A 25,482-nucleotide genomic window follows, 5' to 3' on the forward strand; every position below is an offset into this window, starting at 1 on the left:
AAATTTTATTGAATAATAAATAATTCATAAAAAATATATGTAATTTTGGCAATTCAAAAACCGAGCCATACTTTAGCAAAAATACATTTAAAAGCATTGCATACAAATAGATTTCATATACTTTTTGCCTTAAGTTTTACAGTGTTTATTAACACGTTAAGCTATGCACAAGACAGACCCGGTTCCGGAATTCCTATTAGTCCAAACCCTAAAACAACCACTCCACAAATTGAAAAAGATACACTTTCTAGCAAAGAGGAACTCCTTATCATAAACGAAAAAGCATTGGACTCTACATTAACCGATTCTACAAAGCAAAAAAAAGGGCTTTTAGAAGGTATTGTAAGCTATAAAGCAACAGATTACACTTCCTTTAACCGCAAGGAAGAAAAATTATACCTATATAATGAAGCTGAAATCATCTATAAAGATATGCAGATTAATGCGGGAACTATTGTTATTGACTACAGTAAAAATGAGGTTTATGCTGGGCGTTTAAAAGATTCACTAGGAGAATATTCTCAGCGTCCTGTTTTTAAACAAGGTGAAAGTGTTGTGGAACCCGACTCTATCCGGTTTAACATAGATACCGAAAAAGCTTTGATATGGAATTCTAGAACAGAGCAAAATGGAGGAACTATAATCGCTGAAAAAACAAAAAAAGAAAACGATTCTGTATTTTTTATCAGTAATGGAAAATTTACGACCTCGAAAAATTTAGACGATCCCGAGTATTACTTTTTACTTAGAAAAGCTAAAATTGTACCAGATAAAAAGGTCGTTACAGGATTAACAAATTTGTTTATCTACGATGTACCAACGCCCATAGGAATGCCATTTGCTTATTTCCCATTAACAAAAAAACAAACGTCGGGAGTTATATTCCCTAGTTTTGGAGAACAGAATAATCGAGGGTATTTTTTACAAAATGGAGGGTATTATTTTGCCATTAGTGATTACTTTGACCTAGCGACTTTAGGCGATTATTACACCAATGGTAGTTATGGACTGCGTTTAGAATCTAAATATAATGTACGTTATCGTTTTAATGGTAATTTCGGGTTCCGTTACGAAAACATTATTAATAGTGAGCGCGGCTTTCCTGATTATTCAAAAAACACCATTTATAATTTGAGATGGTCGCACACGCAAGACGCGAAATCGAACCCTAGTTCTCGCTTTTCGGCCTCTGTAAACCTTGGAAGTAGTCAGTACTACCGAGAGTCGGTAAATCAGATTAACACGGCGAGTTTTTTAAACAACACCCTATCGTCTTCTGTATCTTACTCTAAGACTTTTAAGGGAGAACCTCAAGTAAACACGAGTTTAACAGCCACACACTCACAAAACACACAGACTCAACAAATTAATATGACCCTTCCAACCTTTCAAGGAAGTGTTGGGCGAATTTATCCTTTTGCTCCCTCTGAAGGCACTAAAAAGGGAATCATTAAAAACATCAACTTTCAGTATAATCTAAGAGGAGAAAACAGAATCTCTACTACCGACTCTTTATTCTTTAAACAAGAAATGTTTGATGATGCCAAAATAGGTTTAAAGCACTCTATTCCTATTAATACGAACTTTAAGGTATTAAAACATTTTAGTATTTCGGCGGGAACCAATTTTGAAGAAAATTGGACTTTTAAAACTTTTGATCGCCATTACGACCAGGTAAATCAAGAGGTTGTGATTACCGAGCAAAATAAATTTGATGCTTACCGAACGTATAATTTTAGCACGAGTATTGGTACCACTATATACGGGTTATTCAACTTTGACAAGAATAGTGAAGGTAAGGCCATCCAAGCGATCCGCCACGTTATGCGGCCCTCGGTGAGTTATAATATCAACCCCGCATTCGACAACTATTACGACACCTACGAAGTCATAGATGCGAACGGCACAACTTTAGAAGAAGTGGAGTACTCCCGTTTTCAGAACACGTTATACGGCGCCCCAAATAAAAATTATGGTAGCAGCATCGGACTTTCCTTAGCTAATAATTTGGAAGCTAAAGTCCGCGATAGAGATACCACACAGGTAGAACCTAAGAAAATTGTCTTATTAAACAATTTAAACTTCTCTACCGCTTATAATTTAGCTGGTGATTCGTTACGTTGGAGTCCTGTTAGAGTAACTGGGGGAACACAGATATTTAACAATAAAATGACTGTTAATTTCGGAGCTACATTAGACCCGTATGCTTTAGATAATAACAATAAAAAAATAGATAAATTTAACGTTAATAACGGTGGTAGTTTATTTAGAATGACGAGCGCTAACTTAACTATGGGCTATAGCTTTAGTAGTGATGGTAAAGGTGATAAAACTAGCGAAAGCAGTAGAAATGAAACCCTACAAAGTGGAGGACGCGACGATGATTTATTTGGGCGTTCTGAAGATTTTGCTGAAGACCAGTTTAATGCTTATGACGACAACGATGAAGAAGAGGAAGATGAAGAACCAAGTAAATTATATAATTTTAATATCCCTTGGAACGTTCGTTTAGCTTATGCCGTTAACTACAATAATGTCGCAAGGCAAAATGAAATCTCTTCACACTCTTTAATGTTTTCTGGAGACTTAGAAATTGCACCACGTTGGACTATTGGAGCGTCTTCGGGTTACGACTTTAAAAATCAAGGTTTCTCTTATACCCAATTGCGTTTTCAACGGGATTTATTAAGTTGGAAAATGAACTTTAGTTGGATTCCTTTTAGTACCAGAACCTCTTGGAACTTTTTTATAGGTATAAAATCTAATATTCTACAAGATGTTAAATATGAAAAAAGAAGGCAACCAGACGAGCGTTTATAATTAACCGCTGCGTTTAAAGTCTAACTTAATAGCTACAGACACCCATTTTATTTAATCTAAATATATTTTAAAATGAAAACAATAATCAATACACCAGATGCTCCTGCGCCTATTGGCCCTTACAGCCAAGCCGTTTTATCAGGAAACACATTATACACTTCTGGTCAAATCGCATTACATCCTAAAACAGGAGAATTAATTACAGGTGATATCACGTCGGAAACGAAGCAAGTTATGGAAAATATGAAAGCTGTTTTAGCTGCTGCCGGCATGACGTTCGAAAACGTTATTAAAGCCTCTATATTTGTTAGCGACATGGGGAATTTTGCAGAAATCAATAGTGTTTACGGATCTTATTTTGATGAAAGTACTGCTCCAGCTCGAGAAACTGTTGAAGTCGCAAACCTACCTAAGTATGTAAATGTTGAAATTAGTATGATTGCCGTTAAATAAATACGCATTAGTTTTTAGTATGAAAACTAACTAATCCATCTATAGGCCGTTTTATAAAGCGGCCTGTTTTAAATCCGTACTCTTTAGCCACACTATTTATCTCGTCTTGACAAAAGAACGCTAAGGAGCCAGCAAAATGTACCGGATGCTTTTTAATTTCTTCTGCATACTGCAAGATCATAGTTTCTGCAAACAAACGCATGCCCTTTAAAATAAGATTCTTTCCATAATCTGTTTCTCTATTGTGGACTAAAAACTCGGCAAACTGCGCTAGATACGCATTGGGGTTGGGTTGTTTGTACAGATTATACTTAATGGTATCGGGCGTTAAATCGTAGGTCTTTTCAAAGCTTATTTTTAAATCTTCAGGCATGCTATTAAAGTAATAATCACGTATTAGTTGCTTGCCAAAATAGTTACCCGAGGCATCATCCATTAAGGTGTACCCTAAAGACACTATTTTTTGGTGTGTGTTTTTACCGTCATAAAAACTACAATTCGATCCCGTTCCTAAAATACAAACTACGCCAGCTTCATTTTGAGAAGGCATGGTCGCGTGTATTGCAGCCATAGTATCTTCTTTAACTGAAACCTCGGCATGAGCAAACACCTGTTTTAATACCACAGTCAGTAAAGCTTTTGGCTTAGCCGTTCCGCATCCTGCGCCGTAAAAATGCACCTCAGAGATTGTGTCTCTAAGCGCCGACAAATCGGTTGAACGGGTTATAATCCCCTGAAGTTCATCGGTGTTTAATATTGCAGGATTAAGACCTTTAGTTCTTATTTTTTGAGAGGGTGAACCAGTACTTTTATCTACTACAATCCAATCACATTTTGTCGATCCGCTATCGGCAATTAAAATCATACGCTCTTATTATATTAAAAAGCAAAATGATCTAGAGCAGCACTCCAGATCATTTAGCACAATATCAAAACTAGTCAATTATTTTAAATTATGAACTTTTACCACTAAATCTATCAGTTTACTTGAGTACCCATATTCGTTATCGTACCAAGCCACTAATTTAAAGAAATTCGGATTTAGTTCGATCGCCGAGTCGGCATCAAAAACTGATGTTCTACTTTCCCCAATAAAATCTTGTGATACTACGCCCTCTTCAGTATAACCCACGATACCTTTTAAAGCCCCTTCAGACGCTTTTTTAAAGACCTCTTTAATTTCCTTCAGCGACGTCGATTTTTTAGTTCTTAGCGTTAAATCCACAACTGACACATCTACCGTTGGCACTCTAAAAGCCATTCCGGTAAGCTTACCGTCTAATGCAGGAATTACTTTCCCTACTGCTATGGCTGCTCCTGTTGATGTCGGTATAATATTATTTAAAGCCGATCTCCCGATTCTGTAATTCTTTTTCGAAGGCGAATCTACAGTAAACTGTGTTGACGTCGTAGAATGAATGGTTGTCATTAAGCCCTCTTCAATTCCGAAATTATCTTCCATCACTTTTGCTAGAGGCGCAAGGCAGTTTGTAGTACATGACGCATTAGAAATAATCGTATCTGTCGCCTTGATCACATTATCATTAACTCCCATTACAAACATAGGCACATCACTACTAGGCGCAGAAACCACTACTTTTTTAGCCCCTGCAATAATATGATAATTGGCAGATTCTTTTGTTTTAAAAATACCTGTACATTCTGCAACCACGTCTACACCGACCTCGTCCCATTTTAAATTTTTAGGATCTCTTTCGGCAGTCACACGAACTGTTTTTCCATTTACTACGAGGTGGCCTTCTTTAACATCGACCGTACCATTAAAACGACCGTGAACCGAATCGAATTTTAATAAATAGGCCAGATGATTTACATCTAATAAATCATTAATAGCTACAACGTCTACATCCTCTCTGTTTATAGTCTCTCTAAAAACAACACGACCTATTCTTCCAAAACCATTAATTCCTAATTTCACTTTTGACATATTTATATTTTATTTTAAGTGGTCATAATATCTGACACACGCATTAATTCTTTATTTATTTTCGATTTTCCTTTCACCGCATTCTCCAAGGGGGTTAATTGAATTTTATCGTTGATTAAACCCACCATAAAATTCGACTGTCCTTCTAAAATAGTTTCTACAGCTTTCACTCCCATTCTACTAGCCAACACCCGATCGAAGCACGACGGTGATCCCCCGCGTTGCATATGACCTAATACAGAAACACGCACTTCATATTCTACCATATGCTCTTCGACATAGTCTTTTAATTCGAATACGGTTTTCCCTATCTTATCCCCTTCGGCAACGATTACGATACTCGAAGATTTACCCGATTTTTTACTGCGTCTTAAAGACTCCAACAAGCGGTCTAAACCCAGGTTTTCTTCAGGAATCAAAATCTCTTCTGCTCCTGCTCCCACACCAACATTTAAGGCGATATGTCCCACGTCACGGCCCATAACTTCGACAAAAAACAAGCGGTTATGAGAACTTGCTGTATCTCGAATTTTATCGACAGCTTCGACTACGGTATTAAGTGCGGTATCATATCCTAGGGTGTGTGTTGTACCAAAGATATCATTATCGATAGTACCGGGAATTCCCATCACAGGGAAGTTAAACTCTTTATTAAATTGGAGCGCACCGGTAAAGCTACCATCACCACCAATCACTACAAGAGCTTCAATACCTTCTTTCTTGAGGGATTCATAGGCTTTCTGTCTACCTTCTGGTGTTCTAAATTCTGTAGAACGCGCTGTTTTTAAGATCGTTCCTCCTTTATTAATAATATCCTTTACACTTCGGGCATTAAAGGCTTTAAAATCCCCCTCTATCATTCCCTGGAATCCGCGATAGACCCCCGCACATTCAATATTATAATAGGCACAGGTTCTTACTACGGAGCGAATTGCAGCATTCATTCCTGGAGCATCTCCCCCAGAAGTTAGGACTGCGATTTTCTTTATTTTATTAGTCATCGATTACATATTGCGAATAGTAAAGCTAATAAAGATAATCTATATAACGCAGTCTTTAGCTAAAATTTATGACTTGAAATAAAAAAATATTGTTTAAAAAACGAAATACAAACCAGTTTCGATTTTAGAAGGTATTACCAAAGATTCAGCGCTTACTCCTCTTTTTCTTTTATGCCCATTCCTTCGGGTAGCGGTGCTACTTTTTCACCTGAATTTTCTTGACGTTCTTCGTCGTCTTCATCGAGGATAGCTTCTTCATTTTTTTTATAAAAAACTTTACGAATCAGTTCCCCAAACGTATCAAAGTCTACAGAATACGACACACCTAATCCCTGGGTGTACCCTATTTCTTCACCAAAATTCCGGATACTATTTTCTCTATTAAAGACCGTAGCGGTAAGTGTTCCATCGGCATTTAAAAGGAAGTCTATTTGCACATCTCCGGCTATTACCGACTCTGAAGCGCCACCAACGGGAACGCCTACTTTTCCGTTAATAAGAACGCGATCGGTAATTTTTGTTTGTAATGTAACCCCCAAGCGATCGTCCGATTGATAATCGGGGCTCGTTTGTCCCACTTCATAATTCAATCCGATGTTTATTTTACTATCTCCATCGGTGAAAAAACCATTTACTAATCCGTTTAATCGTTCGGTTAATGTTCCGGTAACATTAAAATCTTTAAACTGTTTATTAAATCCGCCAGTAGCTAATAAATAGATGGCTTGATTATCTTTATCTTCCTTAGATTCCAAGCGGTAATTCAACTCAGATTTTAAGGTTGAACTTACGTTAGGAAACTCAAATTCGAAATTAGGCTCTGGCTTTTCTAATTGCCCCGTTAGATTTATTTGTAAATCCACTGGAATGGTTTGAGAAATAGGATTATCTAATAACGCCGAAGGGTTAGTTCTTGTTTTATAGATGGCTTTAATATTTATTTCTGCATTTAGCGGATCGCCATTCCACTGTAAGGAACTTTCGTAAGGTTTTACGGTGAACTCTTTCTGAACAAAACCACCAAACAAGAAGTTATAAGCACCTTCCCACACAACGAAATCCCCATACATATTAAATTTACCGTTTGTATTAATATTAAATAGCAAACTCCCTACACCACGACCTTTTATAGAACTCCCCGTTTCGCGGTCCATAACGATTTCTATTAAAGCATCGTTAGTCACATCCAACTCAAAATCTAACTCTAATCCGGTAACTTTTTTGGCTTTAACCTCATTCCCTTTTTGTTTTTCTATTTTCTCTTCGGGCGTTAAAAAATGAATAAACGAATTATCACCAAACGACTCCAGATCGTTAAGCGGAATAAAAAACTCTGTACCTTTTTTAGTTTCAGCGATCGCGTTTATTCTAAGTGCTTCGGTAGGCCCTTTTATCTCGGCATAACCACCAATAAACCCTGTACCGTAATACAGAGACTCGTCGGTGTATTTAGTATTTAGAATCAACAATCTATCGGTGTTAATTGCCAAGTCTAGTTTCCAATTTGAGAAATTCAAATGACTTAAAGTACCGTCTACACTTCCTTTTGTTTGGTATTCGGTATCGGTAAGTTTAACATTATTAAAAATAAATTCTTGATCTTTTAAGGTCACGGAAGCGTTCTTCTGAAAATCAAAATCCACATTCAATTCTGAAATCCCTAAGCCCCCATTATCTACCGTTACATCGCCATTAAAACTCGGTTGTGTTAAACTTCCTATAACACTAGCTTTCCCTGTCATATCTCCTCTTACATTAAATAAAACGGGCTCTAATAGCGGCGACAGAAGATTTAAACTGAATTTATTAAAAAGCAAATCGACATTTATACTCGGATTAGCACCTGTAAAATCGATATCCCCTTTAGCTTCAAAAGAATTAGAAATATCATCCTTAATTTTAGCATTCACCGTATAATGAGTTAGGGAGTTATTCCCTGTGATTTTAGCATCAAAAGACCCTAAATACTGTCTGTTAATCTCTAAATCGTCGATCGTAATTGATGAATTAGGTTGGTAAACCCCATCCTTTTGAAGCAAATCTAACTTACCATTTACCGTACCTGCCAATGACAAACTATCAATTCTAGGCGTGATTTTTTGCAAATCGACATCTTTAAAATTAAGTTTTAAATCCTTGTAAGTCGAATCTCTTAGCACCCCGGCTAGTTTAACTTCCTCATTGAGATGATTCATTACCATCTCTTCGATTTTTATGTTTTTAAAACCGTTGTTAAACTCTATTTTATTTAGGGTGTTACCTTGCTCGTTAATATTCCATTTGTTATCCTTAAAAATAACTTCACTTTTCTTAAAACCTACTACGGAGTTATCATTTTCGTTTATGGTATGATAAAAACTCAAGTCGAATTTATCATTATTTTTATTACCACCTTTAAACTCACTTCTCATAAAAAGGGTATCGTTTAAGGTCACGTTAATTAAATTAAACTTCGAAACTTTATAGAGTTTCGTGTTTAAACTATCTATTTCTATATAGGTATTAAACAATGGGTTTTTGTTATCCACCTGCACTTCAATATCACTAGCAAAATAGTCTAAGATGGAGATTTTAGGCGATTTAAAAGTGAATTTAAACTCCTTTTCATCATTTTCCACACGACCTTTAATAAACGTGTTTGATCCTAAATTTAATTCGGGATAAAACACCTCGACAATTTTATTATAAATTTTAAAATTAAAATCGATGTACTGATCTGTTTTTATAATGTTTGGCGGCTTGCTCGTATAAATACTTTTAATAGAGTTTTCGAATAAATTATCAATATCCCTCAACTTAAAAACACCACTTAAAGCCCCTTCAATAATATCTGGGGAGTTAACGCGAATGAATCGTTTTTCGTTTTCAAAGCGAGAACTAATGGCGAAATCTTCGAAGTAGTAATCTTCAACTTCATTTTTGTACGTGGTCTTATTAAATAAGATATCCCCAACAGCATCTTCTATAGAGGTCCCTTTCATTTTCATGTCTACCGTACCAGAAAAAATAGACTTCTCGTCCTTGGTATATAAATTAAGCGCTCTTAGATTCGCATAATCTACCATAGCAACAAAATCGAAAGTTTTTATTTTTTTCGACATATTAGCCAGTCCGTTAAACTCTAGTTTTAGGTTTTTATCTTTAGAAACCAACTTACCATTAAAAACATTTTTCTCGTAAGCCCCATCGACCGTAATATTTTGGTAGCGGTACTTATTATAATCGAGAGCATACACATCTCCTTTTAAATGGGAGTTTAAGTTGTCTTTCTTAAACCCTACTCCATCAACATCTAGGTTAGATGAGATGTCACCTAGGTTTTTATTATCTAAAAACTGACCTATTTTAAACTCGTCGAATATGATATTCCCCTTGTATTTTGCGGCATCAATATCATTAATATTATGAATATTTAAATTGGATTTTATAAAGCCTAAGTCGGTAGATATATTTAAATCAGCATCTATGTTATTGGGTGTAATGTTGGATTTCCCGGTGATAACAAAAACGCCTAGCTTATCAAAAATTGTTGGAATCGTCGCGCCTAAAACATTAGGTAGTAACGCTCTTAAATCCCCATAGGTAGAGGTTAGATTTGTAAAATTTCCGGTCATAGCGAAATTATTTTCCTCACTATTAAACAGATTTTTAAAATTTAAATCCCCATAAATCTTACTTCTACTACTGGTGTTTAGCTTTAAGTTGGTCGCTGTCAGGTCGTTTAAAGTCCCCGTTATTTTAGTACTAAAAATCGCGTGTTGATTTACTCCAAATTCGTTATAAAAAATATTTAATTCGTCTAGAGCAACATCCGAATCCTTAAAATTGGCCGTAACTTTTACTTTGTCTGTAAACGCTTCAAAATCTTTACGCTCATAATCAAAGCGCAAATTCCCTTTTAACGTCGAGTGTTTGGTTTCGATTTCAAGATTATCGAAAACCATTTCCGTCAAGGTATAGTTAAAGTTGGTTGACATATTTTTCATGACCAACCCACGACTGTCTACAAAGCCCAAGGTATTAATTCGCGCACTAACATCACTCCCATTAATTAAAAAATTAGTGGCGTTAATATCTAGGTTATTAAACTCTAGAATTTTTTCGTTTTCTTTATTTTCATCTAGAAATCGGAAGGTACCGTTATAGATAGAAACGTCGCTTGAAGAGAGTAAAAAACTACTTTCTGTTCTCGGGTTATCATCGTCAAAACGCGCTACAAAAACGTCTAGATTGGTTTTATCTTCCCCCTTATAAGTTTTGATATTAAAAATTAAATCTTCGAGGTCAATATCTCCTAAATTAAGTTTTCCGTTAATAATATTCCTAAAACTTATAATCGAAGTATTTATTTCTGTGGCACTAATTAGGGTGTCTTTTTTATAATCGCGAATTAGAATTTCTTTTAGTTTAACATCACCATTAAACAGAAGCCCAATTTTCCCAATATTAATATTGGTTTTAAAATCATCATTTATGCGTTTGGTCGCGTAGCTACCCAGTTGCGTTTGAACCGCTGGAATAGACAAAAACAACACCAATATGATGAAGATCAGCAATAAGATTGCCAATAATTTCCCTACTATTTTTAGAAATTTTTTGATATTAATTAAAAATTATATAATTCTATAGAATCAATTACCTTTGTATTACGCTTATTCATCTAAAACAGATGATTTAGTTTTCAAAATTAACAATAATTATGCCCAATCTTTTATAATGTCTTCACAAAATATTTTTATCCTAGGAATAGAATCTTCTTGCGACGATACAGCGGCTTCGGTAATATCTAACGGTCGTATTTTAAGTAATGTTGTTGCGAGTCAAAAAATACACGAAGAGTTTGGTGGTGTTGTTCCAGAATTAGCTTCTCGCGCTCACCAGCAAAACATTGTACCGGTGGTACACCAAGCTTTAAAACAGGCAAATATTACTAAGTCCGATTTAAGTGCCATTGCTTTTACTCGCGGTCCAGGTTTAATGGGTTCACTACTAGTAGGAACTTCATTTGCAAAATCTATAGCTTACGGACTAGATATTCCTTTAGTGGATGTTAACCATATGCAAGCCCATATATTAGCGCATTTTATCGAGGAAGAAGGGTTTAAAAAGCCGCCCTTTCCTTTTTTAGCAATGACTATCTCTGGAGGACACACCCAAATTGTTAAGGTGTCTCATTATTTTGACATGGAAGTTATTGGTGAAACTATTGATGATGCTGTTGGGGAAGCTTACGATAAAAGTGGTAAAATTTTAGGATTAGGGTATCCTGCCGGTCCTGAAATAGACCGTCGTGCAAAATTAGGAAACCCAAAAGCATTTGCGTTTACCAAACCCAAAGTTGAAGGGTTAAATTTCAGCTTTTCAGGATTTAAAACCGCCGTTTTATATTTTATCCAACGTGAAGTAAAAAAGAATCCGAATTTTATTAGCGAAAATCTAAATGATATTTGCGCATCGATTCAGTATACTATTATTGGAATATTAATCGACAAACTAAAACTAGCTACAAAACAAACAGGCATTAAACACATCGCTATTGGTGGTGGTGTATCGGCAAACTCGGGTATTCGTGAAGCCTTGAAAAAGGGAGAAGAAAAATTTGGATGGACCACCTATGTCCCTAAATTTGAATACACTACAGACAACGCCGCTATGATTGCTATTGTTGGTTATTTAAAATATTTAGAAAATGATTTTGCCGAGGATAATGTTATGGCATCGGCACGTTTAAAAATTTAAATTTGCGAAAGGACTCGTTTTAATGTGAGTAGAACACACGACGGCCAACAGGTCTAAGCTTATGAGGTGTTAATAACCTTCTAAATAATTTTTTAAAACTACTTTTTTTCGTTTTTTTGTTTAAAATAAACCTTATTATAATTATAATGAAGCACACTTTACTCCTACTATTAATTCTTAGCACCCTATCTATTTCTGCTCAAGACGCTGTTAAAGACATTGAAAACATTTCAAATCTTGAAGACGCCGAATTATATATTGAAAAAAGTGCTTCTAAAAGAAATAAGTTAATTGCTTTTAATGAGGAAAAACACAAGTCTACCTTAGCACAATCCCTATTAGCCATGCCTGTGGGAATGACTAAAACAGTGCCTTCACAATTTAAAAAAACACATTATAAGGTTATTGATAAATCTAACGATCCGCATTACAGAATCAGTTATATTTATTTTGATGAAAGTAAAGTTGACATCAATGACATTTATGAGATGCGTAAAACCATCTTATACAAATACGAAAACGGCGTGCCTTTCGAAGATTTAGCAAAACGTTATTCTATGGATGATAACGCGCTACGCGGTGGTGATTCGGGATGGTTTAAAGACAATGAAATGCCTATAGAAATTGAGAATGAAGCCGCTAACTTAGCACATAGTGTAGGTGATATTTATACGGTTTCTGTAGAAAAAGACCGCGGGTATTACATCATATTAAAAACACATCGTGTGACTACCATTAAAGAAGTTTACGTTTTAAAAATTGAAGAGAAATTATAATGCAATTGTTTTATAACCCAGCGCTTACCGAAACCACTGAACACTTTCTTTTTCCAAAAGAAGAAAGCAAGCATATTGTAAAAGTACTTCGCAAGCAAACGGGAGATATCATGCATATTACCAATGGTAGGGGTTGGCTTTTTACAGCTGAAATCACCATTCCTAATCTTAAAAGTTGTGAAGCGGTCATAATAGGCAAAGAACTTAAACCACAACCAAATTACAATTTACATTTGGCGGTTGCTCCAACAAAAATGAACGATCGTTATGAGTGGTTTTTAGAAAAGGCAACAGAAATAGGTATTCAAAGCATCACTCCTATTATTTGCGATCATAGCGAACGCAAGGTCATTAAAGCAGAACGCTTTGAAAAGATTTTACAATCTGCTATGAAGCAATCTCTAAGTTGTTATTTGCCTAGCCTACACCCAGCAGAATCTTTTAAGTCGTTTGTCGGAAAACAACAGCATGGCGATTTATTTATTGCGCATTGTGAAGAAACTGATAAGAAATCACTAAAAAACGAAATTCAGACTAAAACCGATATTACGGTATTAATAGGCCCTGAAGGCGACTTTAGTACCTCAGAAATAAAATTAGCTATAGAAAATGGTTTTAAACCGGTAGCATTAGGAAACACAAGATTACGCACTGAAACGGCTGCTATTGTAGCATGCCACTCCGTTGCATTTAGTAATGAAATATGAAAAATAAGGCGCTAACATACATAGTAACCCTGGTGGTCATGAGTATAACTTGCTTATTCTCTACCCCTATTATAGCGCAAGACATTGCGGTTTTAAAGTATCAAGGTGGTGGTGATTGGTATAGTAACCCCACGTCATTACCTAATTTAATTTCCTTTTGCAATGCTAATATTGGTACGGCAATACACAGTAAACCTGAAGTTGTTGAAGCGGGAAGCACAGATATTTTTCAGTATCCTTTTTTGCATATGACGGGGCACGGTAATGTTTTTTTTAGCGATGATGATGCCAAAAACCTTAGACACTATTTAATTTCCGGAGGCTTTTTACATATTGATGACAATTATGGTATGGAGCCTTTTATTACCAAAGAATTAAAAAAAGTATTCCCTAACCAAGAATTCGTTGAACTTCCGGCTAGTCACCCGATATTTAACACCTATTATAAGTTCCCAAAAGGTTTACCAAAAATCCATGAGCACGATGGGAAGCGCCCCCAAGCCTTTGGGTTGTTTCACGACTCGCGATTGGTAGTATTATTTACCTACGAGTCCGATTTGGGTAATGGATGGGAAAACCCTGAGGTTCATAACGATCCGGAGTCTGTGCGCGAAAAAGCACTAAAAATGGGCGCCAATATTATTAAATACGTGTTCGAAAATTAATTTAATCCTTTTTTAGTTTGCAACTTAATCACGACACCACCAATTTTGAATCTAAAACATTCCCGATTACCATTGTATGTGAAAATGTAACCAATGCCCCTAACATTGGCAGTCTGTTTAGAATTTCGGATGCTTTTGGAGTAGCGGAACTTATTTTCTGTGGATCTCATATTCCTCTGGGTCGAAAAATGATGAAAACCTCTCGAGCGACAGAAAAAGTCGTTCCGTATAAAGTTTGTGAAAATGCGGCAGAGGTGATTGCCGATTTAAAGGCTAAAAACTATTATATCGTTGCCTTAGAAATCACTAAAGAGAGTACAGCAATAGATCATTTTAAATTCCCGACAAACCAACCCATCGCCCTTATTATTGGCGATGAGAATTTTGGCGTTTCAGAACACAATTTAAAAGCTAGTGATGCTAGTGTCCACATTACCATGTACGGCCAAAACAGCAGTATGAATGTTGTTCAAGCGGCAAATATTGCCTTATACGAGATAACGAAGCAGCTGGTTTAACCGTGTTTTTAAAATAAAAATAAATAATTCTAACACAATATGTATATTTACTAAATGGATTCAAAAACGATATCAAACGGGATACTCAAAGCACTAGCAGTAATTATTGGGGTGACCATCGGACTGTGGTTTATTTACAAGATTCAGTCCGTACTCGTATATATTGCTATTGCAGGTGTTATTTCATTACTTGGGCGCCCTATCGTTAAAGTCCTACGAGAACGCTTTAAGTTCCCCAATTTGGTCGCTGTGATTATCACAATGATTTTATTCTTTGCTACGATTTTAGGGATAGTGAGTTTGTTTATTCCATTAGTTATTGAGCAAGGAAAAAACCTATCCCTTTTAGATATTAATGCGCTGCAACGCAACGTTGAAAGCCTCTATATAGAAGGTATTAATCACTTTGGTTTAAATAGCGAAGAGGTACAAGCCTCTTTTAAGGACTCTACACTAATGTCTAAGCTTAATTTTAGTGCCATTCCCGAGTTTTTAAATTCTATTATTAGTGGACTCGGTAGTTTTGGAATTGGTCTTTTTTCCGTCCTTTTTATCTCATTCTTCTTTTTAAAGGACAGTGATATGTTTGGAAATAGTGTAATAACTCTATTTCCAAAATCAAAAGAAGCACGCTTAAGAAAATCATTATCGCAGATTCGCAATTTATTATCTCGTTATTTTGGTGGTTTACTCTTACAGCTTATCATATTATTCACGATTTACTCTATCGTTCTCCTTATTTTCGGAATTGACAATGCTATAGTAATCGCTTCCCTTTGTGCATTATTAAACGTGATCCCTTATGTAGGCCCTATTATTAGTGCTTTCTTGATTGTTCTTTTAACCATGTCTAGTAATTTAGGTGAAGACTTTAGTACCGTTATATTACCTAAAACGATTTACGTTATGATTGGTTTTATCATTGCGCAATTAGTAGACAACTTTTTCAGTCAGCCCTTTATTTTTTCACAGAGTGTTAAATCACACCCTTTAGAGATCTTTATTGTTATCGTTATAGCAGGATTACTTTCTGGCGTGGTTGGTTTAATTGTTGCTATTCCGGTATATACCGCAATAAAAGTGGTTGCTAAAGAATTTTTATCAGAATATAGAATCGTAAAAAAACTGACAAGAGGTTTATAATATTACTTTGGATTCCGCACTTTTAAATAGAGAACAGCAAGAGTTTATAGACGAGCATCTAGACTCTAATCTTACGGCATTACTGCTTAAAGAATCTAAGCATTCGACCTTTGATATAAAAGCACTGATTGAACAAATTGAAGCTAAAAAGAGGGCTCAAAAGAAATTACCAACTTGGTTTGCGGCTAAAAACATATACTATCCGAATAAGTTAAATATAGAACAGACGTCTTCTGAAGCTACGGCTTTATATAAATCTAATTTGGTCTCTGGAGATTCTTTAATTGATTTAACGGGAGGTTTTGGCATTGATTGTTATTATTTTTCAAAACGCTTTAAACAAGTGACCCATTGTGAGATTAACCCTAGATTATCTCAAATCGTAAAGCATAATTTTGCGGTTTTAAATAGAGAAAATATACGTTGTTTACCACAGGACGGCTTGGCGGTGTTAGAGCAAAACGATAGCAGTTATTCTACGATTTATGTAGACCCCTCACGTCGTAACGACAGTAAAGGAAAAGTGTTTATGCTTAGCGATTGCTTACCAAATATCCCTAAACACCTCGATTTACTTTTTAAACGCAGTAAGACTATATTAATAAAAACATCTCCTTTATTAGATATCAGTATTGGTATTAGCGAATTACAGCATGTTAAAACCATTTATTCTGTAGCACTTAATAACGAGGTTAAAGAATTACTATGGCTCCTAGAAAAAGGCTATAATGACGATATTGAAATCCGCACTGTTAATATTAACAAAGGGAAACAAGATACTTTTAATTTTGAATTAGAAGAGGAAGCTAGTCACGAAGCAGACTATAGCGTCCCTCTTAATTATTTATACGAACCTAATGCTGCCATTTTAAAATCGGGTGCCTTTAATAGCCTAGCTACCCGTTTAAAGTTGAAAAAATTACACAAACACTCGCATCTATATACTAGCGAGGCGTTAATAGATTTCCCTGGGCGCTCCTTTAAAATTGATACTACGAGTGACTATAACGTAAAACACTTTAAAAAAACCTTTAAGCTTACCAAAGCTAATGTCACCACTCGGAATTTTCCCGATACTGTAAGCAGTATTCGCAAGAAGCTTAAGTTAAGTGATGGTGGGGACATTTACTTGTTTTTCACTACGGACCCTAATAACAAAAAGATAATTGTAAGTTGTAAAAAGATCGCATAAAAAAGGTGTTTATCATTATGATAAACACCTTTTTTATTTTCTAAATAATTTATAATGCACCCTTTTTGGGGTGCCTATATTAATACCTTATTTTACAGCTTCAAATACTGCTAATGGAGCACGTCTTCCAACGTTTAAGTTTAACTCATCACCATTAATGGTATAGTTATCTGCCATTTCAAAAACTTTTAAAAACTCAGCTTCATTAAAAGTCATATCAGGACACGCTTTTAAAGTTACTGCAACACCGTTAAAAGAAATTTTATTTCCTCTATTTAGTGTATAAGAACCTGAAATGGTATTGCACCCAGCAAACCCTTCTACTCTATTCTCTACAGCATTTAGCATAAAATAGATATCTTCCTCTTCATTTTCAGCTTTCTCAATCTCTTTACCTTCAAAAGATTTTAATCTCCATTTTATTTGCGTTATTGGCTTACTATCTAATTCCGATTTACTAAAAACTGCTAATGGAGCTCTTTTCGCCTTGTTTAACATAAGTTGCTCACCATCAACCGTATAATTATCGGTCATTTCTAACACACTCAATACATTTCTTTCGTCGATCGTACTATTAGGACATGCCATACGTGTTGTTCCTAAAGCACTAAAAGTTATACGGTTATCGCCATCTAAACTATACTTTCCAGTAAATCTATTACACCCTGCGTAACCACTCACATTATTTCCTTCTGAATGTAAGGTAAAGTGAATTATTTGACCGTTCTGCTCTGCAGTCTCTAGATCATTTCCTTCTAGAGTAACTAAGGTCCACTGTGTGTTTGTAATGTCTACAGTATCTCCTTGCGAAGCTTCGTTTTCTGTTGTTTTGTCCGATTTACAACCCATAATTACAGTTGCTATCAGTGCTAATGTTGCTATTTTAAATTTCATATATTTTTATAGTTAAATAATGTTATGTACAAAATTAACATTTAAATCAGTAGCAATAAAGTAATAAATAGTAAAGTATTGTTAATGTTTATAAGGCGTAATACAAGGATATGACACCACATTCAGGTAGAAAAGACCGACTAGTAAACACCCCTTTATTTCTAGAAGTAAACGCTTACTGCGCCTCTTTTGATTTGGCAACAATAGCTTTTAAGCGCTCTTTACGAAGCTCTTTTTCCGATTTCAGCTTGTTCTTTTTTTGCGTCATTAGCTTGGTGTGCTTAGACTTATTTTTCGTGTTCTTTGGGTGTCCTTTTTTAGACATTCTTCACAGCTTTTAGTCCGCGCAAGATACATAAAAAAAGCTCCACTCGTAAAAGTGGAGCTCGTTTTGCTACCGGTTAAAGCGGTGGTATTATTTTAGTGATTTTAAAAATTCAATAAATTTCGAATCACTATAATCTGCCATTCCACGATGGGTTAAAGCTAAGTTTCCTTGGGCATCAATAACGTAGGTCGACGGAATTGAATTGGTATTATACATGGCAGGAATACCACCTGCTGGCGCATATATTGGGAAATTATATCCTTTGCGCTCGTTAAAGGCTTTTGCGGTTTCAAAATCCCTGTCTAGAGACACCATAACAAACGCGACATCATCACCTACGGTTTTATACAAAGAATCAATACTCGGCATCTCTGCAATACATGGCGGACACCATGTGGCCCAAAGGTTTATAAAAATCACCTTTCCTTTTAATTCTTGTAGTGAGGTAACCTTGCCGTTTACATCTATGAGTTTAAAATTCATATCTGCTTTAGGTCCAATTGGTGTGGGACTAGTTGTGTTATTGGATTTCATATGGGTGATCTCTTCCACATCAGGATTCATTAATCCGGTAGCCAGTAAACCACGTTGAGCGAATCCAATCACTTCGGTATGCAATCCTGTGGCATAAAGGATTACTGCAATCACAGCAAACACGCCATATTGAATCCATGTTTTCTTTTCTTTGTTTTTATCTTTTTTCATAGTTTTTACTATTTTTTATTGTAATGAATTGATTTAGGTATTACAAGCTGATGCTTTTATACCCTTGTTTTTGTAGCTGAAAGTTATAGAGAATCCCATTCTCTACAGTACGTATAGCTTTTGGTAATTTCGTAGTATCCACTTTAAATTTATTCAGTGAGAATCCACAAGCAACGATCTCTACGTCTGCTTTTTCGGCCTTTCTTATAAAGGGATACATCTTGTCTTTATACGTGAGCTCTCCACTATTTTTTCCGCAGATAATAACTATAAAACGACCAAATGCTGGACCGTCCTCCTTTTTAAGAGCCTCTGCCGTTAAAATAATTGGTGAAAGCTGAGGGATTTTAGTGGTCATAACCACATAGTTATTAGTTTTAGATTCGGACTGCTCTTGTCCGTATAAAGTAAAACTCCCAAAGAGAAGTGTTACGATTAATACTGTATTTAAAAGATGTGTTTTCATAATTTAGATTTTATTTTTAAGTGTGTTTCGGTGTCATTCAGAATAAAAAAAAGAAGTCCGCCGAGAAGGGCTAAATTTTTAAATAAAGGTCCTAGTGTATTTATTTGTCCCACCTGAACCGTAAGGGTGATAGGGATTAAAACCGCTACCAGAATAAGTGCCGCCCATTTTGTTTTATAGCCTATTAAAAACAGGATTCCTGCAACACCCATTACGATTCCTGATAGGATGACTAGCCACTCGGGGTCTCCAAAAAAATAAGCGACATTTTTAAAACTAGCGGCTTCTATACGCTGTACTGTTTTATCGGTTTGTAATAGGTGATTTGCTCCTGCAAGAAGGAATATACCACTGACTAAAACACGTAACACTAAAACAGAGCGTCTACTGACTGAAATTGAGGACGTCATTTGATGATATGTTATTAAATTAAAATAAGGATTGAGAACACTATAAATCCGCAAGGAGATGCCTATACAACGTATACCCCCTTGTAAGATTTAAAGTTCCATTTAGATGTTTAGCTTAGGCTAGTCGTGGTGGCGGAGAGTTATTATCATAATACATATACCGTAATTTAGACGTCATATATGTATTGTAATCAACACTAAAAGAAGAAGTGTCTAATGCCCAAGTAAACAGTTCCAATTGATACTGCGGCGTACAATCGCCATTAAAGGCAATCACTTCCTGAGTCTCTAATTGGGAAGATACTGAGGATTTTTGATCACTTTTTTGGTACTGGGCCTGCTCTTTTTTACACTGAAAGTGCAGCAAATTAATTCCTTCCTCGCTAAAGAGTAGGTTTAAAGCCTTAGCATCTACAGCAATAAACTTTGCTATAAATACCGTAACCATAAACACTGCTATGTAACTCTTTATATTCATACTATACAAACATAACCAATCAATTTATAAAGGCGTGTAACCTTTGTTACAGTTTTAACATTTTCACAGTGCTGGAGTTGTGTTAAGCATTGATAGGTACAATTGTTTAACTTAGCCCTACTTATTAGCTTATTTAAACTGCTATTTAGTCCACAAACGCACATGCATAAAAACTATCTATTTACCTCCAAACGACTCGGTTTTCGCAACTGGACGGCAAGCGATTTGACAGAATTTGCGAGTATGAATGCCGATAAAGCTGTAATGAAGTATTTTCCAGAACCATTAACCACAGAGGAAACTGCCGAATTAACTAAGCGCTTGCAAAAGCACTACATTAAAAATGGATATACTTATTACGCTACCGATCGCTTAGAAAACGGAGAGTTTATTGGTTTTATTGGTTTCGCTTTTCAGGAGTACCATTCAAAGTACACGCCAGCAATAGATATGGGATGGCGTTTAAAACCAAGTGCTTGGGGTTACGGCTATGCCACCGAAGGCGCAAAAAGGTGTCTTGAATTCGGGTTTAATGACTTGGGTTTTAAGACTATTATTGCTGTTTGTACGGAAAACAATAGGCCATCGGAAAAGGTGATGCAAAAAACAGGAATGACAAAGTTGGGTGCATTTAATCACCCTAAACTTAAAGACTACCCCGATTACGAACGTTGTTTGTGTTATAAAATAACGAAAGATAAATGGCAACAAAATACTAGTCACATTAAATAAATAATATGGCTTTAAAATAAATAGTGTTATAACATTCTAAACCCTAGTAGGCACAGGTGAAATCAACTACCCTTTTTGATCGTTTGTTAGCTCCCAATTTCATTCATCACAATTCGTGTTTCAAGGGTACACATCTCATAATAATCTGTTTAAAAGCTGTATACCAATCACCTTGCACCTCTTGATTCTACAGTTTTACTCTTCAACTTATATTTACTAAATTGCACACTGAATCTTAGTGTACAAATTGCTAGGTCACAATAAAAATTAAAGTATGAAATACGTAAAATATAGTCTAGGCATTTTAGCAGTTTTAGTGATTGGTTTTTTCCTTTTAGGACTCCTCAAACCTGAAATCACTTATGACTGTGAGATTATGGTCGACAAACCTCTTACAGAAGCTTGGGGGTTAAGTCAAGATCCAGAGAAAATATCGGAATGGCTAATCGGCGTTCAAAAAATGGAGCTGGTAAGTGGTCAACACGCCACGGTAGGTGCCGTCTATGATGTGTATTTTGACAATGAAGGTCAGCAAATGATTATTAGAGAAACCATAACAGAAATTGTTCCAAACGAATCTGTTTCCATGGTATTTACTTCAGATTTTATGGATATGGACTACCAACTATCTATGGAATTTATTGATGGAAAAACAAAAATTAACACCTATACTACGGCAACGGGAAACAGTATGATATCGAAGTCTATAATGGCTTTAATGAGTGGGACATTTGTTACACAGGAAGAAACCAACCTGGCAAATCTTAAAAAAGCGATTGAAAACAACACAAAAAATTACAGTCTAAATTAAAATAAGAATTTTGAAGTCTTAGTATTGACTACTTAATAGTTCTTATTTTAAGATCCAACGCCCCTAACCGTTAGGCTAACATTTACAATATATTTACCCCATGAAAGTGACTCCAGAACATAACGAACGCATAGCTAAAATGACCTTTTCGTCGGTATATCCGCATTATGTCACTAAAGTAGAAAAGAAAGGGCGCACCATAGAAGAGCTACACACAGTAATCACCTGGTTAACTGGTTTTGACAGTGTAAAAATCCAGGAGCTAATTGATGAAAAGGTTACTTTTAAAACCTTTTTTGAGCGTGCCGAAATAAACCCCAATGCACATCTTATAAAGGGTGTTATTTGTGGTTACCGCATTGAAGACATCGATAATACACTCACCCAACAAACCCGTTTTCTAGACAAGTTGGTCGATGAGTTAGCTAAAGGACGTAAAATGGAAAAAATATTACGCCAATAGCAACAGCCTATTACTCCACGACTCCCCCTGCTCTATTCGCACGCCTTTGAGGTAATAATTCAGCCGATGTCAAATGAAAACCCATTTTTAAAAACACAGTATAACCGCTTATAAATATGATAGATTTAAATAAAATTGTTAGTGCCTTTACCCTTCGTATGATTCTAGGCTTTATATTCTTAATGCAAGGCTTTGGAAAAGTGATTACCATGGGTATTGAAAAAGTCTATCAGGCGCATTACTTTATAGGGACTTTCGAAGATATTCTGCCTGATTTTTTAATTTATGCCACTGTATATTACACCTCTTATATTGAGTTGATTGGTGGTTTTTTATTGGTTATCGGATTTAAAACAAACTATGCGCTTTACGCACTAGCTTCGGTATTAATACTAGTTACTTTTGGTCATGGCCTTGCTGAACCGATATGGGATTTATCGCATGTTATGTACCGCACTATGTTACTAATTGCCCTATTACTATTACCAAAAACATGGGACCAATGGTCGGTAGATTACCTTATTAGTCACCGTAAAAAATAGCTGCTTAGAATCCGCAGTCTTATTTGTATTACCCCATAATTGAGTATAGGTAGTAGTATATTAGCGCGATCCTTCCGTAAAGCCAAGGTTTAAAACCCCTATACGTTATTAGTTCACGTCTGTTTATATTAGTCAACGGTCATCCAGCACACAAAATCTAAGTCAAAAAAAATGTTGCGATTTTGCGACTCCTCTTTCCAATAAAAAAGAAGAATTGCAATACCGCAACATGCTGTGTTATGCGTTTACTAGCGTTTTAATTGCCTTCGAAACGTTCTATTTTTGCACCTATCTTTTTAAGACGTTTAACAATATGCTCGTAACCGCGATCAATTTGCTCGATATTATGGATTGTAGACGTTCCTTTAGCAGATAAGGCAGCTATTAGTAAAGAGATTCCCGCTCTAATATCTGGTGATACCATTGTGGTTGCTTTTAATTGGGATTTAAAATCATGACCTATAACGGTTGCCCTATGCGGATCACAAAGTATAATTTTCGCCCCCATATCGATTAATTTATCGACAAAAAACAAGCGGCTTTCAAACATTTTCTGGTGTACTAGCACCTCTCCTCTAGCTTGTGTTGCCACTACTAATACGATACTTAATAAATCGGGTGTAAATCCTGGCCATGGCGCATCGGCGATGGTTAAAATAGAACCGTCTATATAATTTTGAATTTCGTAACCGTTGGTGTGTTCTGGGATAAAAATATCATCACCTCGGCGTTCTAGGGTAATTCCTAGTTTGGCAAACACATTAGGGATTTGCCCTAAATCGTCCCAACTCACATTTTTTATGGTCAGTTCACTTTTGGTCATTGCAGCTAATCCGATCCAACTTCCAATTTCGATCATATCAGGAAGCATTTTGTGCTCGGTTCCACCAAGCGCATCAACACCTTCAATGGTTAATAAATTAGAACCTACACCAGAAATTTTAGCTCCCATTCTATTCAACATCTTACATAATTGCTGTAAATAAGGTTCGCAAGCAGCGTTGTATATTGTTGTTGTTCCTTGAGCTAAAACAGCGGCCATTACAATATTTGCTGTTCCTGTTACCGAGGCTTCGTCTAAAAGCATGTCGGTACCAACGAGGGTATCGGCTTCAACACCGTAAAAATACTCTTCGCGGTTGTATCTAAATTTTGCTCCTAAGTTTATAAAGCCTTCGAAATGCGTATCCAATCGGCGACGTCCAATTTTATCACCTCCTGGTTTAGGAATATATCCTTTACCAAAACGCGCTAATAACGGTCCTACAATCATAATCGACCCGCGTAACCCACGACCTTCTTCTTTAAAGTCGGCTGACTTTAAGTAGTCTAAATTAACGTTATCGGCCTGAAAAGAATACGATCCCGGTCCTAAATGCTTCACTTTTACACCTAAGTTTTTTAATAGGGTAATTAGTTTATTAACATCTATAATGTCGGGGATATTGTTTATGGTAACAACTTCTGGAGTTAACAATACCGCACATAATATTTGTAGTGCTTCATTCTTTGCGCCTTGAGGTTGGATTTCACCTTTTAATTGATGACCTCCTTCAATTTTAAATGTACCCATAAACTTTTTTAGTATCTTTTTTTACCGCGATTGGTATTGCTTGTATGACTTTTTTTGGAGTGTGACTTTTTAGAACTAGCACTTGTAGACGTGTACTTTTTCTTATTACTATTTTGCAATAAACGCGTAGCGTCTGTTAAGTCCTCTTCCGTTTTTTTAAGATTAATCTTACCGTTAGACAGTTCGTATAAGTGATCGTAAATCACTGAATCTTCCACCGTGTCTTTATTCCAATTCAAGAAACATTTTTTCATGTGATTGGCAATGGTAAAAATCAAAGCTTCTTTTAGCTCACCTTCTTCCCAGGTATTAGCAACGTCGATCATGGTCTTAATATTGTTTCCGTAGAAACGATATTTCGGAAAATTTTGCGGGTAAGGTAATGTCTCTGGTCTTTCATTAAGCGCTTCTTCGGAAGGCATTCCGTAAGGCGAATCGACATCCAACTCAAATTTAGACATAATAAAAAGCTGATCCCATAGTTTGTGTTGAAAATCGGGAACATCGCGTAAATGCGGCTGTAGATTTCCCATTACAGAAATAATAGCCTTTGCTAATTTATTACGTTCTTCTTTATCTTCTCGTGATTTCGCGTAGTTAATCATTTTCTGAAGATGTCTTCCATACTCCGGAATAATTAAATGTTCGCGTTCTGTGTTATACTCTATAGCGTCTATCAAAATAAAATTGTGTAGAATTAATATGTTGCACTGTAGTCCTTATGCGGAAGCCAAAATACAAAAAATAGTTTATAGTTTAATACATATAAACGGTTTTATATTCTATTGGTGTGCAGCTCTTATTAAAGGGAAATAATGTCGTCTACCTTTTCTGTAACCTCTAAATACTTTGCGATAACGTGTTCTGGGCTTTCCATTATAAGGTTAATAGAGAGGCTTGTATACTTACCATTACTCGATTCTTTAGTTTTTATAACGGCTCCAGAGTTATCAAAAATAGCTTCTACTTCCGCAATTTTCTGGTTGCTTGTTTTTACAATAAATTTATATAAATACTCTGAAGGCCAACTTGATGTGTCTTCTAATTGTTCTTTTAATTTAGCGTAAAATTCGTCTTGATTTTGTTTTTTACTCATGATTCTTTTTATCTCTTACAAA

At 35.8% G+C, this 25,482-nt stretch carries 26 protein-coding genes; 13 read left to right on the forward strand and 13 right to left on the reverse strand.

The features are described 5' to 3' along the window. Window positions 1–45 precede the first annotated feature (45 nt). A complete protein-coding gene (locus tag BLV64_RS03635) occupies window positions 46–2,820 on the forward strand; it encodes a putative LPS assembly protein LptD (RefSeq protein ID WP_092132580.1) in 2,775 nt (924 codons plus the stop codon). 72 nt (window positions 2,821–2,892) lie between these two features. Then, on the forward strand, window positions 2,893–3,273 hold the full coding sequence (locus tag BLV64_RS03640) for a RidA family protein (RefSeq protein WP_092132582.1): 381 nt from the start codon (window positions 2,893–2,895) through the stop codon (window positions 3,271–3,273). A 7-nt stretch (window positions 3,274–3,280) separates the two neighbouring features. Here the strand turns inward: BLV64_RS03640 and BLV64_RS03645 are convergent, their stop codons facing one another. The 4 genes from BLV64_RS03645 to BLV64_RS03660 form a co-directional block, all read right to left on the reverse strand. Continuing rightward, a complete protein-coding gene (locus BLV64_RS03645) occupies window positions 3,281–4,138 on the reverse strand; it encodes an N-acetylglucosamine kinase (RefSeq protein ID WP_092132585.1) in 858 nt (285 codons plus the stop codon). Window positions 4,139–4,216: 78 nt separating this feature from the next. Beyond that, window positions 4,217–5,221: a type I glyceraldehyde-3-phosphate dehydrogenase gene (gap, locus tag BLV64_RS03650; protein ID WP_092132588.1), complete on the reverse strand. Its 1,005-nt coding sequence runs from the start codon at window positions 5,219–5,221 to the stop codon at window positions 4,217–4,219. 14 nt (window positions 5,222–5,235) lie between these two features. Next, window positions 5,236–6,222 carry a 6-phosphofructokinase gene (gene pfkA / locus BLV64_RS03655; RefSeq protein ID WP_092132591.1) on the reverse strand — a complete coding sequence of 329 codons (987 nt, stop codon included), beginning with the start codon at window positions 6,220–6,222 and terminating at the stop codon, window positions 5,236–5,238. Between the two features lie 152 nt (window positions 6,223–6,374). Next, window positions 6,375–10,790 (reverse strand): translocation/assembly module TamB domain-containing protein, encoded by a 4,416-nt coding sequence (locus BLV64_RS03660; protein WP_245705865.1) that lies wholly within the window; start codon window positions 10,788–10,790, stop codon window positions 6,375–6,377. 148 nt (window positions 10,791–10,938) lie between these two features. Between BLV64_RS03660 and tsaD the strand changes: the two genes are divergently transcribed. The 7 genes from tsaD (at window position 10,939) to BLV64_RS03695 (ending at window position 16,962) form a co-directional block, all read left to right on the forward strand. Further along, on the forward strand, window positions 10,939–11,961 hold the full coding sequence (gene tsaD / locus BLV64_RS03665) for a tRNA (adenosine(37)-N6)-threonylcarbamoyltransferase complex transferase subunit TsaD (protein WP_092132934.1): 1,023 nt from the start codon (window positions 10,939–10,941) through the stop codon (window positions 11,959–11,961). Between the two features lie 146 nt (window positions 11,962–12,107). Continuing rightward, complete coding sequence (locus tag BLV64_RS03670; RefSeq protein WP_092132594.1) at window positions 12,108–12,737, forward strand: peptidylprolyl isomerase; 630 nt, start codon at window positions 12,108–12,110, stop codon at window positions 12,735–12,737. After that, window positions 12,737–13,444, forward strand: coding sequence for a 16S rRNA (uracil(1498)-N(3))-methyltransferase (locus BLV64_RS03675; RefSeq protein ID WP_092132596.1), 708 nt, complete (start codon window positions 12,737–12,739; stop codon window positions 13,442–13,444). Before BLV64_RS03670 ends, BLV64_RS03675 begins: the two co-directional genes overlap by 1 nt. A 38-nt stretch (window positions 13,445–13,482) precedes the next feature. Continuing rightward, window positions 13,483–14,109, forward strand: coding sequence for a DUF4159 domain-containing protein (locus tag BLV64_RS03680; protein ID WP_245705866.1), 627 nt, complete (start codon window positions 13,483–13,485; stop codon window positions 14,107–14,109). Window positions 14,110–14,126: 17 nt separating this feature from the next. Continuing rightward, window positions 14,127–14,627 (forward strand): TrmH family RNA methyltransferase, encoded by a 501-nt coding sequence (locus BLV64_RS03685; protein ID WP_092132602.1) that lies wholly within the window; start codon window positions 14,127–14,129, stop codon window positions 14,625–14,627. A 54-nt stretch (window positions 14,628–14,681) separates the two neighbouring features. Further along, complete coding sequence (locus tag BLV64_RS03690) at window positions 14,682–15,770, forward strand: AI-2E family transporter (RefSeq protein ID WP_092132604.1); 1,089 nt, start codon at window positions 14,682–14,684, stop codon at window positions 15,768–15,770. A 7-nt stretch (window positions 15,771–15,777) separates the two neighbouring features. Then, complete coding sequence (locus tag BLV64_RS03695) at window positions 15,778–16,962, forward strand: class I SAM-dependent methyltransferase (protein ID WP_092132607.1); 1,185 nt, start codon at window positions 15,778–15,780, stop codon at window positions 16,960–16,962. 87 nt (window positions 16,963–17,049) lie between these two features. Here the strand turns inward: BLV64_RS03695 and BLV64_RS03700 are convergent, their stop codons facing one another. The 6 genes from BLV64_RS03700 to BLV64_RS03720 all read right to left on the reverse strand — a co-directional run bounded on the left by BLV64_RS03700 (window position 17,050) and on the right by BLV64_RS03720 (window position 20,243). Next, on the reverse strand, window positions 17,050–17,856 hold the full coding sequence (locus BLV64_RS03700) for an META domain-containing protein (RefSeq protein WP_092132610.1): 807 nt from the start codon (window positions 17,854–17,856) through the stop codon (window positions 17,050–17,052). 175 nt (window positions 17,857–18,031) lie between these two features. Further along, complete coding sequence (locus BLV64_RS14515; protein WP_177165290.1) at window positions 18,032–18,181, reverse strand: hypothetical protein; 150 nt, start codon at window positions 18,179–18,181, stop codon at window positions 18,032–18,034. 90 nt (window positions 18,182–18,271) lie between these two features. Continuing rightward, on the reverse strand, window positions 18,272–18,889 hold the full coding sequence (locus BLV64_RS03705; protein WP_092132613.1) for a TlpA family protein disulfide reductase: 618 nt from the start codon (window positions 18,887–18,889) through the stop codon (window positions 18,272–18,274). 40 nt (window positions 18,890–18,929) lie between these two features. Beyond that, window positions 18,930–19,355 carry a sulfur reduction protein DsrE gene (locus BLV64_RS03710; RefSeq protein WP_092132616.1) on the reverse strand — a complete coding sequence of 142 codons (426 nt, stop codon included), beginning with the start codon at window positions 19,353–19,355 and terminating at the stop codon, window positions 18,930–18,932. Further along, window positions 19,352–19,765 (reverse strand): DoxX family protein, encoded by a 414-nt coding sequence (locus BLV64_RS03715; protein WP_092132618.1) that lies wholly within the window; start codon window positions 19,763–19,765, stop codon window positions 19,352–19,354. Before BLV64_RS03715 ends, BLV64_RS03710 begins: the two co-directional genes overlap by 4 nt. A 115-nt stretch (window positions 19,766–19,880) precedes the next feature. Further along, window positions 19,881–20,243, reverse strand: a complete 363-nt coding sequence (locus tag BLV64_RS03720; RefSeq protein ID WP_092132621.1) for a hypothetical protein — start codon at window positions 20,241–20,243, stop codon at window positions 19,881–19,883. A gap of 162 nt (window positions 20,244–20,405) precedes the next feature. On the opposite strand from BLV64_RS03720, the gene BLV64_RS03725 reads away from it, so the two are divergent. The 4 genes from BLV64_RS03725 to BLV64_RS03740 all read left to right on the forward strand — a co-directional run bounded on the left by BLV64_RS03725 (window position 20,406) and on the right by BLV64_RS03740 (window position 22,791). After that, entirely contained in the window at window positions 20,406–20,975 is a 570-nt protein-coding gene (locus tag BLV64_RS03725; RefSeq protein WP_092132623.1) for a GNAT family N-acetyltransferase, read from the forward strand. Between the two features lie 274 nt (window positions 20,976–21,249). After that, complete coding sequence (locus tag BLV64_RS03730) at window positions 21,250–21,786, forward strand: SRPBCC family protein (RefSeq protein ID WP_092132626.1); 537 nt, start codon at window positions 21,250–21,252, stop codon at window positions 21,784–21,786. Window positions 21,787–21,886: 100 nt separating this feature from the next. Continuing rightward, the gene (locus BLV64_RS03735; protein ID WP_092132629.1) at window positions 21,887–22,249 is read left to right on the forward strand and encodes a DUF2200 domain-containing protein; all 363 of its coding nucleotides are present in this window, start codon (window positions 21,887–21,889) and stop codon (window positions 22,247–22,249) included. A gap of 116 nt (window positions 22,250–22,365) precedes the next feature. Next, window positions 22,366–22,791, forward strand: coding sequence for a DoxX family protein (locus BLV64_RS03740; protein WP_092132632.1), 426 nt, complete (start codon window positions 22,366–22,368; stop codon window positions 22,789–22,791). Between the two features lie 256 nt (window positions 22,792–23,047). On the opposite strand, the gene murA is transcribed toward BLV64_RS03740, so the two are convergent. From murA to BLV64_RS03755, 3 genes are all read right to left on the reverse strand, one after another. Further along, window positions 23,048–24,364: a UDP-N-acetylglucosamine 1-carboxyvinyltransferase gene (gene murA / locus BLV64_RS03745; RefSeq protein ID WP_092132635.1), complete on the reverse strand. Its 1,317-nt coding sequence runs from the start codon at window positions 24,362–24,364 to the stop codon at window positions 23,048–23,050. Window positions 24,365–24,372: 8 nt separating this feature from the next. Beyond that, a complete protein-coding gene (locus BLV64_RS03750) occupies window positions 24,373–25,044 on the reverse strand; it encodes a DUF4290 domain-containing protein (RefSeq protein WP_092132638.1) in 672 nt (223 codons plus the stop codon). Between the two features lie 122 nt (window positions 25,045–25,166). After that, window positions 25,167–25,460 (reverse strand): DUF493 family protein, encoded by a 294-nt coding sequence (locus tag BLV64_RS03755; protein WP_092132640.1) that lies wholly within the window; start codon window positions 25,458–25,460, stop codon window positions 25,167–25,169. Window positions 25,461–25,482: the final 22 nt, after the last annotated feature.

This window comes from Bizionia paragorgiae (assembly GCF_900107625.1).
Classification (GTDB): domain Bacteria; phylum Bacteroidota; class Bacteroidia; order Flavobacteriales; family Flavobacteriaceae; genus Bizionia; species Bizionia paragorgiae.

What these genes read in the sequence shown, in the direction of transcription:
- BLV64_RS03640 (WP_092132582.1), top strand. Translation starts at nt 2,893, where the DNA reads ATGAAAACAATAATCAATACACCAGATGCTCCTGCGCCTATTGGCCCT.
- BLV64_RS03645 (WP_092132585.1), bottom strand. Translation starts at nt 4,138, where the DNA reads ATGATTTTAATTGCCGATAGCGGATCGACAAAATGTGATTGGATTGTA.
- gap (WP_092132588.1), bottom strand. Translation starts at nt 5,221, where the DNA reads ATGTCAAAAGTGAAATTAGGAATTAATGGTTTTGGAAGAATAGGTCGT.
- pfkA (WP_092132591.1), bottom strand. Translation starts at nt 6,222, where the DNA reads ATGACTAATAAAATAAAGAAAATCGCAGTCCTAACTTCTGGGGGAGAT.
- tsaD (WP_092132934.1), top strand. Translation starts at nt 10,939, where the DNA reads ATGTCTTCACAAAATATTTTTATCCTAGGAATAGAATCTTCTTGCGAC.
- BLV64_RS03670 (WP_092132594.1), top strand. Translation starts at nt 12,108, where the DNA reads ATGAAGCACACTTTACTCCTACTATTAATTCTTAGCACCCTATCTATT.
- BLV64_RS03675 (WP_092132596.1), top strand. Translation starts at nt 12,737, where the DNA reads ATGCAATTGTTTTATAACCCAGCGCTTACCGAAACCACTGAACACTTT.
- BLV64_RS03680 (WP_245705866.1), top strand. Translation starts at nt 13,483, where the DNA reads ATGAGTATAACTTGCTTATTCTCTACCCCTATTATAGCGCAAGACATT.
- BLV64_RS03690 (WP_092132604.1), top strand. Translation starts at nt 14,682, where the DNA reads ATGGATTCAAAAACGATATCAAACGGGATACTCAAAGCACTAGCAGTA.
- BLV64_RS03700 (WP_092132610.1), bottom strand. Translation starts at nt 17,856, where the DNA reads ATGAAATTTAAAATAGCAACATTAGCACTGATAGCAACTGTAATTATG.
- BLV64_RS14515 (WP_177165290.1), bottom strand. Translation starts at nt 18,181, where the DNA reads ATGTCTAAAAAAGGACACCCAAAGAACACGAAAAATAAGTCTAAGCAC.
- BLV64_RS03705 (WP_092132613.1), bottom strand. Translation starts at nt 18,889, where the DNA reads ATGAAAAAAGATAAAAACAAAGAAAAGAAAACATGGATTCAATATGGC.
- BLV64_RS03710 (WP_092132616.1), bottom strand. Translation starts at nt 19,355, where the DNA reads ATGAAAACACATCTTTTAAATACAGTATTAATCGTAACACTTCTCTTT.
- BLV64_RS03715 (WP_092132618.1), bottom strand. Translation starts at nt 19,765, where the DNA reads ATGACGTCCTCAATTTCAGTCAGTAGACGCTCTGTTTTAGTGTTACGT.
- BLV64_RS03720 (WP_092132621.1), bottom strand. Translation starts at nt 20,243, where the DNA reads ATGAATATAAAGAGTTACATAGCAGTGTTTATGGTTACGGTATTTATA.
- BLV64_RS03725 (WP_092132623.1), top strand. Translation starts at nt 20,406, where the DNA reads ATGCATAAAAACTATCTATTTACCTCCAAACGACTCGGTTTTCGCAAC.
- BLV64_RS03730 (WP_092132626.1), top strand. Translation starts at nt 21,250, where the DNA reads ATGAAATACGTAAAATATAGTCTAGGCATTTTAGCAGTTTTAGTGATT.
- BLV64_RS03735 (WP_092132629.1), top strand. Translation starts at nt 21,887, where the DNA reads ATGAAAGTGACTCCAGAACATAACGAACGCATAGCTAAAATGACCTTT.
- BLV64_RS03740 (WP_092132632.1), top strand. Translation starts at nt 22,366, where the DNA reads ATGATAGATTTAAATAAAATTGTTAGTGCCTTTACCCTTCGTATGATT.
- murA (WP_092132635.1), bottom strand. Translation starts at nt 24,364, where the DNA reads ATGGGTACATTTAAAATTGAAGGAGGTCATCAATTAAAAGGTGAAATC.
- BLV64_RS03755 (WP_092132640.1), bottom strand. Translation starts at nt 25,460, where the DNA reads ATGAGTAAAAAACAAAATCAAGACGAATTTTACGCTAAATTAAAAGAA.